At 61.8% G+C, this 13,339-nt stretch carries 16 protein-coding genes, 1 tRNA gene, 1 pseudogene and 1 riboswitch; of the genes and pseudogenes, 14 read left to right on the top strand and 4 right to left on the bottom strand.

All coding sequences use genetic code 11. The features are described from left to right. The first annotated feature begins 90 nt into the window (after window positions 1-90). Window positions 91-525 carry a metallopeptidase family protein gene (locus tag BBX50_RS03765; RefSeq protein WP_034802708.1) on the top strand — a complete coding sequence of 145 codons (435 nt, stop codon included), beginning with the start codon at window positions 91-93 and terminating at the stop codon, window positions 523-525. 231 nt (window positions 526-756) lie between these two features. Here the strand turns inward: BBX50_RS03765 and BBX50_RS03760 are convergent, their stop codons facing one another. Together BBX50_RS03760 and BBX50_RS03755 are read right to left on the bottom strand one after the other, a co-directional pair. Further along, window positions 757-963, bottom strand: coding sequence for a DUF1737 domain-containing protein (locus tag BBX50_RS03760; protein ID WP_065773991.1), 207 nt, complete (start codon window positions 961-963; stop codon window positions 757-759). After that, complete coding sequence (locus tag BBX50_RS03755) at window positions 960-1,868, bottom strand: CoA ester lyase (RefSeq protein WP_065773990.1); 909 nt, start codon at window positions 1,866-1,868, stop codon at window positions 960-962. The genes BBX50_RS03760 and BBX50_RS03755 overlap by 4 nt, the downstream gene beginning before the upstream one ends. Before the next feature lie 125 nt (window positions 1,869-1,993). On the opposite strand from BBX50_RS03755, the gene BBX50_RS03750 reads away from it, so the two are divergent. From BBX50_RS03750 to BBX50_RS03710, 9 genes are all read left to right on the top strand, one after another. After that, on the top strand, window positions 1,994-2,248 hold the full coding sequence (locus BBX50_RS03750) for a hypothetical protein (protein WP_065773989.1): 255 nt from the start codon (window positions 1,994-1,996) through the stop codon (window positions 2,246-2,248). Window positions 2,249-2,421: 173 nt separating this feature from the next. Then, a complete protein-coding gene (locus BBX50_RS03745) occupies window positions 2,422-2,853 on the top strand; it encodes a glyoxalase/bleomycin resistance/extradiol dioxygenase family protein (protein WP_065773988.1) in 432 nt (143 codons plus the stop codon). Window positions 2,854-3,008: 155 nt separating this feature from the next. Continuing rightward, window positions 3,009-3,614 (top strand): 3-isopropylmalate dehydratase small subunit, encoded by a 606-nt coding sequence (gene leuD / locus BBX50_RS03740; protein ID WP_065374121.1) that lies wholly within the window; start codon window positions 3,009-3,011, stop codon window positions 3,612-3,614. 10 nt (window positions 3,615-3,624) lie between these two features. Continuing rightward, on the top strand, window positions 3,625-4,005 hold the full coding sequence (locus BBX50_RS03735) for a RidA family protein (protein ID WP_057254948.1): 381 nt from the start codon (window positions 3,625-3,627) through the stop codon (window positions 4,003-4,005). 114 nt (window positions 4,006-4,119) lie between these two features. Continuing rightward, a complete protein-coding gene (locus tag BBX50_RS03730) occupies window positions 4,120-4,959 on the top strand; it encodes a MoxR family ATPase (RefSeq protein WP_065773987.1) in 840 nt (279 codons plus the stop codon). Continuing rightward, complete coding sequence (locus tag BBX50_RS03725) at window positions 4,956-5,408, top strand: NUDIX domain-containing protein (protein ID WP_065773986.1); 453 nt, start codon at window positions 4,956-4,958, stop codon at window positions 5,406-5,408. The genes BBX50_RS03730 and BBX50_RS03725 overlap by 4 nt, the downstream gene beginning before the upstream one ends. Before the next feature lie 225 nt (window positions 5,409-5,633). After that, window positions 5,634-5,711, top strand: a riboswitch (SAM riboswitch). 62 nt (window positions 5,712-5,773) lie between these two features. Continuing rightward, window positions 5,774-6,700: a homoserine O-succinyltransferase gene (gene metA, locus BBX50_RS03720; protein ID WP_065773985.1), complete on the top strand. Its 927-nt coding sequence runs from the start codon at window positions 5,774-5,776 to the stop codon at window positions 6,698-6,700. Between the two features lie 9 nt (window positions 6,701-6,709). After that, entirely contained in the window at window positions 6,710-7,894 is a 1,185-nt protein-coding gene (locus tag BBX50_RS03715) for a VWA domain-containing protein (protein WP_065773984.1), read from the top strand. Window positions 7,895-8,158: 264 nt separating this feature from the next. After that, window positions 8,159-9,175 carry an aldose epimerase family protein gene (locus BBX50_RS03710; protein ID WP_065774119.1) on the top strand — a complete coding sequence of 339 codons (1,017 nt, stop codon included), beginning with the start codon at window positions 8,159-8,161 and terminating at the stop codon, window positions 9,173-9,175. A gap of 155 nt (window positions 9,176-9,330) precedes the next feature. Here the strand turns inward: BBX50_RS03710 and BBX50_RS03705 are convergent. Next, window positions 9,331-9,405 (bottom strand) — tRNA-Gly (locus BBX50_RS03705). 251 nt (window positions 9,406-9,656) lie between these two features. On the opposite strand from BBX50_RS03705, the gene BBX50_RS03700 reads away from it, so the two are divergent. The 4 genes from BBX50_RS03700 (at window position 9,657) to BBX50_RS03685 (ending at window position 12,267) form a co-directional block, all read left to right on the top strand. After that, window positions 9,657-10,166: a prolyl-tRNA synthetase associated domain-containing protein gene (locus BBX50_RS03700; RefSeq protein ID WP_083213531.1), complete on the top strand. Its 510-nt coding sequence runs from the start codon at window positions 9,657-9,659 to the stop codon at window positions 10,164-10,166. A gap of 58 nt (window positions 10,167-10,224) precedes the next feature. After that, window positions 10,225-11,199: a thioredoxin gene (gene trxA, locus BBX50_RS03695; RefSeq protein WP_065773982.1), complete on the top strand. Its 975-nt coding sequence runs from the start codon at window positions 10,225-10,227 to the stop codon at window positions 11,197-11,199. Between the two features lie 188 nt (window positions 11,200-11,387). Beyond that, entirely contained in the window at window positions 11,388-12,068 is a 681-nt protein-coding gene (locus tag BBX50_RS03690) for an LON peptidase substrate-binding domain-containing protein (RefSeq protein WP_065773981.1), read from the top strand. Window positions 12,069-12,078: 10 nt separating this feature from the next. After that, window positions 12,079-12,267, top strand: a complete 189-nt coding sequence (locus BBX50_RS03685; RefSeq protein ID WP_034802755.1) for a Trm112 family protein — start codon at window positions 12,079-12,081, stop codon at window positions 12,265-12,267. Window positions 12,268-12,501: 234 nt separating this feature from the next. Here BBX50_RS03685 and BBX50_RS29150 read toward each other — a convergent pair. Then, window positions 12,502-13,262, bottom strand: a pseudogene (locus tag BBX50_RS29150) (IS5 family transposase). Between the last annotated feature and the right edge of the window lie 77 nt (window positions 13,263-13,339).

Genomic DNA, 13,339 nt, shown 5'->3' with positions numbered 1-13,339 from the left:
TAAGAATTTATTCCTGTCCACGTGCCCATGGAATTCAACACTCGAAAAACAAAGGCAAAATCGCTATATGGAGGGCAACAAGGAGTGCCTATGGCCCGCATTGACCAGACCGATGATTGGCGGGAACGCCACGCACCGACGCTTACCACTTTCGAACAGCTCGCACTGGAAGCCTATGGCCACCTGCCGCAGGAGTTCCGCCAGCTGACGACCGACCTCATCATCGAAGTTGCCGACTTCCCGAGCGACGACGTTTTTGAGGACATGGCGCTGGAAACGCCCTTCGACCTGCTCGGCCTCTTCGAAGGCCGCGGCATCAGCGAACGCTTCACCATGGAGACCGGCCAGTTTCCAAACCGCATCACCCTCTATCGCCGCCCGATCATCGACTATTGGGCGGAGAACGAGGAGACGCTGGGCGACATCATCACCCACGTGCTGATCCACGAGATCGGCCACCACTTCGGCCTTTCCGACGACGACATGGAGCGGATCGAGGCGAGCGTCGAGCACGTCGGCGGCTGACGGCTCGCCGTTTCGCTCCGCCCCTCATCCGCCTGCCGGCACCTTCTCCCCGCAAGCGGGGCGAAGGGACATCGTCGCACCCTCGCCCTACAACGGGACGATACTTTTCGCTCTGCGATCGATGCCTCGGTGAAGACTGAGCAAGCTGGGCACGTCCCCTCGCCCCACCTGCGGGGAGAGGCTAGTCCTCGGGTTAAACCCGAGGAGAGGGGCTAAACTCGCTCCTCCCGACTACTGTTCCGACAGCTTGATATCCGGCGTGTAATCCTTGCCCTCGACCTCCTTGATCACCGCCTGGCCGCACTGCATGTGCTGCGTGTCCGCATTGAAGGCATAGGTGGGCGAGCCGTGCAGGCTCCAGCCCTGGTTCAGCGCCGCCGTCACCTTGTGACAGAAGGTGGCATCGTCGGGGCCGGTCAGGAAGCGGTAGAGTTTCAAGATCTCGTCTTTCGTTGTTCGATGAGGTCCGCCTTGGCGGCGAGTGTTACGGCCTGGTCGAGGTGCAACCGTTCGACCATCCGCCCATTGAGATTGATGACGCCCTTGCCGGCGTTTTCGGGAGCCGAGAAGGCGGCGATGATCGCGCGCGCCTCGTCGACGGCAATCTGCTCCACGCCGAAGCGCTCGTTCGCCGGGCCGATCTGGGCCGGATGGATCAGCATCTTGCCGTCATAGCCCATGTCGCGGCCCTGCCGGCATTCCTCGTCGAAACCATCAGCATCGCGGAAATCGTTGAACACGGCGTCGATGACGTCGAGGCCACCGCCGCCGCGGGCGGCCAGCAGGATCTGCATCAGCCACGGGATGAGATAGGGGCGGCCGGGGCGGTCGGGCACGCCGGTGTCCTTGCGCAGGTCGTTGAGACCGACGACGAAACAATCGAGCCTGCCACCAAAGGTGCGGCCGGCTTCGGCAATGACAGGCGCGTTGATGACCCCGCGCGGCGTTTCGATCATCGCCCAGAGGCGCAGCGTCTCAGGCGCATCGTTCTCGGTAAGCCAGTCGGCCGCCGCCTGGATATCCGCAGGGCTTTCGACCTTCGGCAGAAGAATGGCATCCGGCCCGGCCGCAAGCGCCGCGGCAAGATCCTCCTGGCCAAAGCCGGATCCGATCGCATTGATGCGGATGACGATTTCGCAATCCGGCCGGCTCTCTGACAGATGCCGCACCAGAGCCGCGCGCGCCTCGGCCTTGCGCTCGGGCGCCACCGCATCTTCGAGATCGAAGATCGCGGCGTCGGTCGCAAGTTCAGCGACCTTGGCAAGTGCCCGGGCGTTGTCGGCGGGCACACAAAGCACCGAGCGACGCAGGCGCACGGGGTGATGTTCTGTGGATTTGCTCATGCCCCAGTTGTGCCCGCCTTTGCCCCGTTCCGCAAGACGAGGCGAACCGCCGCACCTCTTTCGAAAACCCACCTCTTGCAAGTGCGGGCGCGAACCACCACATCGCCATCAGAAAGGTGACGATTATGCAAAGCATTCGCTCTGTTCTCTTTACGGCCGCGGCCCTGACCATCACGTTCGCAGCCTTCGTTCTGACCGCTTCGTTGGCGCTGGCACTGGCCGGAATCGCCGCCGTCGTCGTGATCGGCAGCGCCATTGCCGCACGGCTGAACTTCAAGCCGGCCCGCGCCACCGTCCGTCCGGCAGCAGCGACTGCCGCCCACGGTCAGCGCGAGATGCGCATCTGGAACGACGGTCGCGGTACGATCATCGACCTGTGATGCCCGGCGCGGTCGATCCGTGATCGGATCGTACCCCGTCGCTGTCCCTCCAAAACCGTCATTCCATCCGGTTTCAATTTTTTTTCCATCCCTGTGTCGGATCGGGCAATCCCCGCCCGTCCTTGAGACAGGCCAGCAACGGTCCTGGCTCCTCAAACAGGATGGAGAACCCGATGGATACCCAGACGCAGCAAACCGAAACGCAACAGCCGGCACCGGTCCTGAACGGGCTCCTGCCCTATCTGCAAGTCGACGGCGCCGCCAAGGCGTCCGAATTCTACCAGCGCGCTTTCGGCGGCAAGGAAGTGAACCGGCACCCGCTCGACGAGCAGGGCCGCACGATGCACATCCACCTCTATGTCAACGGCAGCTCGCTGATGCTGGCCGACGCCTATCCGGAATACGGCCATCCGCTGGAAAAGCCGCAGGCCTTCACCCTGACGCTCACCGTCGACGACATCGATGCCTGGTGGGATCGCGCCGTTGCTGCCGGCGCCGAAGTGGTGATGCCGATCGAGGTGATGTTCTGGGGTGACCGCTATGGCCAGCTTCGCGATCCCTTCGGTGTTCTCTGGGCGATGAACAGCCCGATCAAAGCAGGCTAAGTCCCTTCAGACAATCGAAATCCGGAGAAAAGTTCCGCCGGGCGGGCATTTTCACCCGCCCGGCGCGCTACGTTTGAACAGATTTTCCTTCATTTCGGCGCAAAACTCATCTAAACGCTAGCGCAACATTCTTCTGAAATCGAAGGCCTGAAGTTATGGAAAAATTCGTCAAGCTCACTGGTGTCGCAGCCCCCCTCCCCGTCGTCAACATCGACACGGACATGATCATTCCGAAGGATTACCTGAAGACGATCAAGCGCACCGGCCTTGGCAAGGGCCTTTTCGCCGAAGCCCGCTACAACGAGGACGGCTCGGTCAATCCAGACTTCGTGCTCAACAAGCCGGCCTACCAGAACGCCAAGATCCTCGTTGCCGGCGACAACTTCGGCTGCGGCTCCTCGCGCGAACACGCCCCCTGGGCTCTGCTCGACTTCGGCATCCGCTGCGTGATCTCCACGTCCTTTGCCGACATCTTCTACAACAACTGTTTCAAGAACGGCATTCTGCCGATCGTCGTCAGCCAGGCCGACCTCGACAAGCTGATGGACGATGCCTCGCGCGGCTCCAACGCCATCCTCTCGGTCGACCTGGAATCCCAGGAAATCACCGGTCCGGACGGCGGCTCGATCAAGTTCGAGATCGACGCCTTCAAGCGTCACTGCCTGCTGAACGGCCTCGACGACATCGGCCTGACGCTGGAAAAGGCAACCGCCATCGACAGCTTCGAAAAGACGGTCGGCGCCTCGCGCCCCTGGGCTTAAAGCGAGCGGCATGGCGCGCAAGCTCATCTCCTCGGGGTCGCCCTTCGAAAAGACGGCAGGCTATTCGCGTGCCGTCGCGATGGGCGATTGGTGCTTCGTCTCCGGCACGACCGGCTACGACTACGCCACCATGACCATGCCCGAGACGGTGGAGGAGCAGGCGCGCAACTGCCTGAAGACGATCGAGGGCGCACTGAAGGAAGCGGGTTTCTCGCTGAAAGACGTGGTGCGCAATCACTACTACGTCACCGATGCCAGCTTCGCCGACCGGGTGTTTCCGATCTTCGGCGAAGTCTTCGGCGAGATCCGCCCGGCCGCAACCATGATCGTCTGCGATCTCATTCGCCCGGAAATGCTGATCGAGATCGAAGTCACCGCCCTTCGCGGCTGACGCCGAGCCGAGCCCTCTGCTCCCGGCATCTCCTGCTCAAATCGATTCCGATTTCAGCCATTATGCGGTAGTCCATGGACTTCGCTTACAAGACGCTGAAACCGGAAGACGCCCATGCAATTCGAAGGCACCGCCGACTATATCGCCGACAAGGACCTGATGATCGCCGTCAATGCCGCGATCCGGCTGGAGCGGCCGCTGCTCGTCAAGGGCGAGCCCGGCACCGGCAAGACCGAGCTTGCCCGCCAGATCGCCTCAGCCCTTAACCTCGAGCTCATCGAATGGAGCGTCAAGTCGACCACCAAGGCGCAGCAGGGCCTTTACGAATACGACGCCGTGTCGCGCCTGCGTGACAGCCAGCTCGGCGACGAGCGCGTCAACGAGGTCCGCAACTACATCCGCAAGGGCAAGCTCTGGCAGGCCTTCGAGACAGACCGCCGCGTGGTGCTTCTGATCGACGAGATCGACAAGGCCGACATCGAGTTTCCGAACGACCTGTTGCAGGAACTCGACCGCATGGAATTCCATGTCTACGAGACTGGCGAGATGATTTGCGCCCGGCACCGGCCGATCGTCATCATCACCTCCAACAACGAGAAGGAACTGCCGGACGCGTTCCTGCGCCGCTGCTTCTTCCACTATATCCGCTTCCCCGACGCAGACACGCTCGCCCGGATCGTCGAGGTGCACTACCCCGGCATCCGCAAGGCGCTGCTTTCGGCAGCCCTTGCCGCCTTCTACGACATCCGCCAGGTGCCGGGCCTCAAGAAGAAGCCTTCCACCTCCGAGGCGCTCGACTGGATCCGCCTGCTCGTCGCCGACGAGGTCGATCCGGCTGATCTGAGGGTCGACGCCAAGACCATGCTGCCGAAGCTGCACGGCGCGCTCCTGAAGAACGAGCAGGACGTGCACCTCTTCGAACGCCTGGCCTTCATGGCGCGCCGCGACGGATGAGCCCGGACGCGCACAAGGTCCTGATCTACGCCACCTGGCAGGGCCGCCTGCTGGTCTTCGACGAGCCGGACTTTCCCGAGATCGAACTGCAGGTGCCCGGCGGCACGATGGAGCCGGGCGAGAGCCCGGAGCAGGCGGCTGTGCGCGAGTTTGTCGAGGAGACCGGGCTGGCACCACCGGATGCGCTCACACCTCTCGTCACTATGGACTATACTTTCCAGAGGGACGGCAGGACGATCTGTCATCGCCGGCACTATTTTCACACCGCCCTGACCGGCAAACAGCCGCAAACCTGGCTGCACCAGGAGATGACGCCGGACAGTGGCGGCCCGCCGATCCGTTTTCGCTTCTTCTGGCTTGGCATCGACGAGGCAGGACGCCGGCTCGGTTACGGGATGCGGGACGCCCTGGATCCGCTGGAGCAACTTTGCCCCTCTCCTCGGGTTTAACCCGAGGACTAACCCTCTCCCCGCAGGCGGGGCGAGGGGACGAGCCCGCTCGCAGACTTGCCGAATGGAACTGTCATCAGCGAATCGGAGGGTTCGTCTCGACACGAGCGGGGGCCGCAAGTCTCCTTCTCCCCGCCTGCGGGGAGAAGGTCGCGGCAGCGGGATGAGGGGCCGCCCAAACCGCCCGATTCGTTTTTCTTGACCCCCGCGCCCCACTCGCGCTATCAAATTCCCCGTGGTGATTTGGCCGGCCGGCTTGCAGCCACGTTAAACAAGTCGCTAAAGGGCCGAGGAAAGTTGGATTTCCGAGGACCGGTCGCGATCAATCGCCGCCGGTTTTTTTGTATTTGATCGAGTGGAAGCCCATGCCCATCAAGATTCCCGATACGCTGCCCGCCTTCGAAACCCTCGTCACTGAGGGTGTGCGGGTGATGACCGAGACCGTGGCGATCCGTCAGGACATCCGCCCGCTCCAGATCGGGCTCCTGAACCTCATGCCGAACAAGATCAAGACCGAGATCCAGATGGCGCGCCTGATCGGCGCCTCGCCGCTGCAGGTGGAGTTGTCGCTGGTGCGCATCGGCGCCCACCGCGCGAAAAACACCTCGGAGGATCACCTGCTTTCCTTCTACGAGACCTGGGAAGAGGTGAAGGGCCGCAAGTTCGACGGCTTCATCATAACAGGCGCACCGGTCGAGACGCTCGAATACGAGGACGTCACCTATTGGGACGAACTGAAGCGCATCCTCGACTGGACGGAAACCAACGTGCATTCGACGCTCAACGTCTGCTGGGGCGCGATGGCGGCGATCTACCATTTCCACGACGTGCCGAAATATCCGCTGAAGGAAAAGGCTTTCGGCGTTTACCGCCACCAGAACCTCAACCGCTCATCCGTCTATCTAAACGGCTTTTCCGACGATTTCGCGGTTCCCGTCTCGCGCTGGACCGAGGTCCGGCGCGCCGACATCGACAAGGTGCCGAGCCTCGAGATCCTGATGGAATCGAAGGAGATGGGCGTCTGCCTGGTGCACGAGAAGAAGGGCAACCGGCTCTACATGTTCAACCACGTGGAGTATGATTCGACCTCGCTGTCGGACGAGTACTTCCGCGACGTGGACGCGGGCGTGCCGATCAAGATGCCGCACGACTATTTCCCGCACAACGATTCGACCCTGCCGCCGCAGAACCGCTGGCGCAGCCACGCGCATCTCTTCTTCGGCAACTGGATCAACGAGATGTACCAGACGACGCCCTATGATCTCTCTGAGATCGGTACCGGAGCAAGCTGAGGCTTAGCGATGTTCATCCCCTTCTTCCTCGAGCTTAAGGCAGCGAAAGTCCCGGTGACCCTCCGGGAATTCCTGTCCCTGATCGAGGGAATGGAGGCGGGCCTTGCCACTTTCGACGTCGAAGCCTTCTATTACCTGGCGCGCACGGCGCTGGTGAAGGACGAGCGACACATCGACCGCTTCGACCGGGTGTTCCAGCATTGCTTCTCCGGGCTCGAGGCGGTCAATCCATCCGAAGCAGGCGAAGAGGCCGTCATCCCCGAGGACTGGCTGCGCAAGCTCGCGGAAAAGCATCTGACCGAGGAAGAAAAGCGCCTGATCGAAGCGCTCGGCGGCTTCGACACGCTGATGGAAACCCTGCGCCAGCGATTGAAAGAGCAGCAGGGCCGGCACCAGGGCGGCTCGAAATGGATCGGCACCGCCGGAACCTCCCCCTTCGGCGCTTACGGCTACAATCCCGAAGGCGTCAGGATCGGCCAGGACCAGTCGCGCCATCGCCGCGCCGTGAAGGTCTGGGACCGGCGCGAGTTCAAAGACTATGACGATACGGTCGAACTCGGCACCCGCAACATCAAGGTGGCGCTAAAGCGGCTCAGGCGCTGGGTACGCCAGGGAGCCGCCGACGAACTCGACCTCGGGGGCACAATCCGCGCCACCGCCGAGCACGGTTATCTCGACGTGGTGACGAGACCCGAGCGGCGCAATGCCGTGAAGCTTCTGATGTTCTTCGACGTCGGCGGCTCGATGGACGATCACATCCGCATCGTCGAGGAACTGTTCTCCGCTGCCCGCGGCGAGTTCCGCCATATGGAACACTTCTACTTCCACAACTGCATCTACGAAGGCCTGTGGAAGGATAATCGTCGCCGCCGCGCCGACATTACCCGCACCCTGGAAGTGCTGCGCACCTATGGCGGCGACTATCGCGCCATCTTCGTCGGTGATGCCTCGATGAGCCCCTATGAGATCAGCCATCCCGGCGGCTCGGTCGAGCACTGGAACGACGAGGCCGGTGCTCTCTGGCTGTCGCGATTGACCGCGCATTTTCCGCGCTCGATCTGGCTCAATCCCGTGCCCGAGCAGCATTGGAGCTACACCCAGTCGATCGCCATGGTGAAAGGCCTGTTCGAGGGGAGAATGTTTCCCCTGACGCTTGCCGGGCTTCAGGACGCCACCAAGCAACTATCGCGCTGAAGTGATTGCAGAGAGGTCGCGGTAGCGCCTTGAATAGCTAGGCGTTTTTGCTTTCAGGCCGGACACGATGCAAGGCCGCATTTAGTATGATTTTCCGGTTGCCGTGCCTTAGGAAATGACGCAGGTTGCTGCGATCGCATCGCTGCATGTTTCCCTTGATCCTAACCGAGCCAAGGGCAAAACATGCAGCAATTCAAAAAGTGTACAGCGACCTTTGCGCATCTGGGGAGACGCGCGGCGCTGTAGAGGGAGCCAGCGGTGAACATGCATCAGAACACGGAAATCTTCGGCCATCTGCCATCCGGCGAGCCGGTCCATCGTGTGCTGCTCTCCGGCGGCGGCCTCACCGCCCATGTCTTGACCTGGGGTTCGGTGATCCAGGACCTGCGGCTGGAAGGCCATGAGCCGCCGCTGGTGCTCGGTTTCACCGATCTTGAAAGCTACCTCGACCATTCGCCCTATCTTGGCGCCACGCCTGGGCGCTGCGCCAACCGCATCGGCAACGGACGCTTCACACTCGACGGCGAAGCCTATCAGCTTGAATTGAACGAGAAGGGCGTCACCCACCTGCACGGCGGCAGCGACAATATCGGCAAGCGCAACTGGACGATCGTCCGCCAGACGCATGATAGCGTGACGCTCACAATCACCGATCCGGACGGACGCGCCGGCTATCCCGGCAACTGCACGGTCACCTGCACCTACGCGCTGAAGCCCGGTGGCGTGCTGAGCGTCGTCTACGAGAGCACGACGGATCGAGCAACGCTCGCCAATGTCTGCCAGCACAGCTACTTCAATCTCGACGGCAGCGCCGACGCGCTCGGCCACGACATCATGATCGCCGCCGACCACTATCTGCCGACGAGCGACTTGCAGGTGCCGACGGGCGAGATCCGCCCGGTCGAGGGCACCGTCTTCGATCTCAGGGAAATGACGCCGCTTCGGCGCCAGACCGAAGGCGAACGCATCAGCTACGACCACAATTTCTGCCTTTCGAGCGAACCCATGGCGAAACATTCAGTGGCACTTGCCCGCAGCATCAATTCCGGCGTGACGATGGAAGTGCTGACGACCGAACCCGGCGTGCAGCTCTATACCGGCGCGAAACTGAACATCCCCGTCCCCGGCCTCGACGGCCGCCGCTACGGCCCCTTCGCCGGCTTCTGCCTGGAAACCCAGATCTGGCCGGACGCGATCAACCATCCTGAGTTCCCGAACGCGGTGCTGCGCCCCGGCGAGGTCCGTCGGCAGGAAACGGATTATGTGTTCATGAAGAGTTGAGCGGGCCGGCGCAAGCGCGTGCTGCCACCAGCGGCAGAGCAAGAATGACAATCTCGGGCCAGCTGTCCGGGCATGCGTTCGCATAGGCAAAAAGGCCTGACGGCGAATGCCGTTCATTTCAAAAACAATTGTGAAATGAAGTGGTTGGGAGAAATTGGAGCGGGTGAGGCGATTCGAACGCCCGACCCCAACCTTGGCAAGGTTGTGCTCTACCCCTGAGCTACACCCGCTCATTAACCGCGGTCCGGGGGTAGTCGGTGGACCGTGGCGGCGCCGTGTCTTGCGGCGACGGGCGGTATATGGCCTAAGCGATTTTGGAATGCAACAGGGAAATGACGAGAAATCGAATATTTTTTTGGAGACCGCTCGGGAAGCCCGGAAATGCCGCGTTTTCGGTCGCACTCGCCGCCTGTGAGATTGCGTCTCGGCGAACTTCTCCCCTAAAGCAGGGTAGGAAACGAACGCCCAAGGGATGAGAATCATGAATGAATCACAGCCGAAGACCTCCGAAGACCTCTTTCATTTTCTCGACGGACTTGGGATCGAGCACAGAACCAAGAGCCACGAACCGGTATTCACGGTCGCCGAATCGGTGGCGTTGCGTGACGCGATCCCCGGCGGCCACACGAAAAACCTCTTCGTGAAGGACAAGAAGGACAACTACTTCCTTTTGACCGTCGAGGAACACGCGACGGTCGACCTGAAGACCGTGCATCAGGTGATCGGCGCGGCAAGCAAGGTGTCCTTCGGCAAGCCGGAGAAGCTGATGGAATATCTGGGCGTCATTCCGGGTGCCGTGACCGCATTCGGCGCCATCAACGACACCCAGGGCAACGTCAAGGTCATCCTCGACGAGGAGCTGATGAAGTTCGACATCGTCAACTGCCATCCGCTTTCCAATGACGCGACCACCTCGATCGCTTCGAAGGATCTGCTACGCTTCATGGAAGCGACCGGGCACGAACCGCTTGTCTTGAAAGTCACGGCCTGACATACGATCTTTGCCGCGAATGCAGTAAGCTGGACGACGAGCCGGCGAGGAGAGAAGAATGACGGGCAGCGACAATCCCTATGCAGGGTCCTTCGGCACTCAGATGACGGCCTCGGCCTCCTTCGGCCAGCCGGCGCCGGCGGCTGCGTCAGGCGGCGACCTGATCAAGGAAACCACCACCGCCAACTTCACCAAGGACGTGCTCGACGCCTCGAGGCAGCAGCCCGTTCTCGTCGACTTCTGGGCCCCCTGGTGCGGCCCCTGCAAGCAGCTGACGCCGGTCATCGAAAAGGTGGTCACGGAAGCTGCAGGCCGCGTCAAGCTCGTCAAGATGAACATCGACGATCATCCTTCGATTGCCGGCCAGCTCGGCATCCAGTCGATCCCCGCCGTCATCGCCTTCGTTGGCGGCCGGCCGGTTGACGGCTTCATGGGCGCGGTTCCGGAAAGCCAGATCAAGCAGTTCATCGAAAAGATCGCCGGCCCGGCCGTCGATGACAGCAAGGCCGAAATCGAAGCGGTCCTCACTGACGCCAGGGCGCTTCTCGATGCCGGCGATGCCGAGAACGCCGCCGGCCTTTACGGCGCCGTGCTGCAGACTGATCCCGAAAACGTCGCGGCGATCGCCGGCATGGTCGATTGCATGATCGCGCTCGGCCAGATCGCCGAGGCCCGTGAAGCGCTTTCCAGCCTGCCGGAAGACCTCGCCAAGGACGCCGGCATTGCAGCGATCGCCAAGAAGCTCGACCAGATCGAGGAAGCGCGCAAGCTCGGCGATCCCAACGAGTTCGAGCGCCGCCTTGCTGCAAACCCCGACGATCACGAGGCGCGCGTCCTGCTCGCCAAGATCCGCAACGTCGAAGGCGACCGGACGGCGGCCGCCGATCACCTGCTGACGATCATGAAGCGCGACCGCAGCTTCGATGACGACGGCGCCCGTCGCGAGCTCTTGTCCTTCTTCGAGGTCTGGGGCCCGAAGGACCCGGCAACGATCGCCGCGCGCCGCAAGCTGTCGTCGATCCTGTTTTCCTGAACCATCAGGCGTTTCTCGAATGGGCGGTCTCCGCCCCATTCTTGTTTCCAGCGGATCACCGTGGCCCACATTCACCCATGAAGATCGGCGCATTCCTCCCTTGAGATTTTCGAGGAGCGCACCATCTTGATCTGGTTGACCACGCTTCCTTGGCGGGGCAAGAGCGCATACCTGCAGGGTCTATCGGAATGCACGTCGGAAATGCACGCTATCTCGGTCCGAAAGACTTACCGGAGATCATTCCGGTCTTTCCGCTGACCGGTGCGTTGCTGCTTCCCGGCGCCCAGCTCCCCCTCAATATCTTCGAACCGCGCTATCTCGCCATGCTCGATGACGCGCTCTCCGGCAACCGCCTGATCGGCATCGTGCAGCCCTCCTTCTGCGAAGGGCGCAACGAGACCGCCACCGGCCCAATGCAGGCGCTTTGCGAGGTCGGTTGCATCGGTCGCATCACCTCTTTTGCCGAAACCGGCGACGGCCGCTACATCACCTCGCTGACCGGGGTCTGCCGCTACCGGCTGTTTTCGGAGGTTGCCGCAACGCGCGGCTATCGCCGCTTTCGCATCGGCCCCTTTGCCGCCGACCTCGAAAACCGCGACGACGAGACCCTCGTCGACCGGGCAGCACTGCTTGCCGCCTTCAAGGCCTATCTCGAAGCCAACAAGCTCAAGGCCGACTGGGAAAGCGTCGAGAGGGCGAGCAACCGTACCCTGGTCAATTCCATGGCGATGATGTCGCCCTACGGCCCGGCAGAAAAGCAGGCGCTGCTGGAGGCCCCCGACCTCAAGACCCGTGCGGAAACCCTGATCGCCATCACCGAGATCGTGCTTGCGCGCGACTTCGGCGATGTGGACAGCATGTTGCAGTGAGCGGCAAACGATGGATATCAATGCCAGCAAGGTCGATCCGAAACTGCTCGAACTGCTCGTCTGCCCGCTGACCAAGGGGCGCCTCAGCTACCATGCCGAAGCCAACGAACTCATCTCGGAAAAGGCCCGCCTCGCCTATCCGATCCGCGATGGCGTACCGATCATGCTGATCTCAGAAGCGCGCAAGATCGAGGATTGAGGCGACTTCGCCTGATCGCCGACATAGAGTTTATCGATAGCCCCTCATCCGGCCGGCCGGCCACCTTCTCCCCGCGAGCGGGGCGAAGGAGACTCGCGGCACCCTCCAGGACAATCATTTCAACCAGCAGCCAAACGCCGGGTCGGCTTCCAACGTAAGCCCCTCGCTGTGAGGCAGGCTTCGGGCATGTCCCCTCTCCCCGCCCGCGGGGAGAGGGCTAGGACGAATCGACATTCACGGCAGCCAGATCATTGCGGCGAGGAGATAGACGAAGCCTTCGAAGTGGATTGTTCTGCGGTCGTATCGGGTGGCGAAGCGTCGGAAGTGCTTCATTCGGTTGAAGCACCGCTCGATGCGGTTGCGATGTTTGTAGGCGCCTTCATCGTGCGGAATGATGATCTTGCGTGAGCGGTTTGACGGGATGACCGCTTCGGCTCCCATGCTGGTGATCATTTGCCGCAAGGCATTGCTGTCATAGGCTTTATCAGCCAGCACGGCGGCGCCGCTCTGTCCCTCTAGAAGAGCCGGCGCTTGCGTGTTGTCGCCCACCTGACCGGCGGTTACGATGAAACGCAGCGGCCGTCCAAGGGCATCGACCAGCATGTGGATCTTGATGGTTAGTCCGCCTCGGGAACGCCCCAGCGCCTGATCCTTGGCCCCCCTTTTCCGGAGGCTGCCTGCTGATGGGCGCGAACGATCGTGCTGTCGATCATCAGATACTGGTTGTCTCGATCAGCCGTCAGCGCCTCGAACACCCGCTCCCAGGCGCCGGCATGGCACCAGCGGCTGAAGCGCTTGTGCACCGTTTTCCATTTGCCATAGCGGTCCGGCAGATCGCGCCAATGTGCGCCCGAGCGTAAAACCCAAAGGCAACCATTGATAAACAGGCGATTGTCCAAGCCGCTACGTCCGGGGTCGCCAATCTTCCCAGGCAACAAGGATGCAATCTTGAGCCACTGAGCGTCGCTCAGTTCATACCGCCTAACCGCCACCATCGACCTCCGTGCCTAACACGGTATCTTATGAATCAGCGATTAAGCGATTTGGGAATCCTGAATGTCGATTGGTCCTA

The sequence above is a fragment of the Ensifer sp. LC11 genome (assembly GCF_001695835.1).
Lineage (GTDB): Bacteria > Pseudomonadota > Alphaproteobacteria > Rhizobiales > Rhizobiaceae > Ensifer.
Note: the sequence above shows the minus strand (reverse complement) of the source record. Positions and strands in the feature narration are given on the sequence as shown.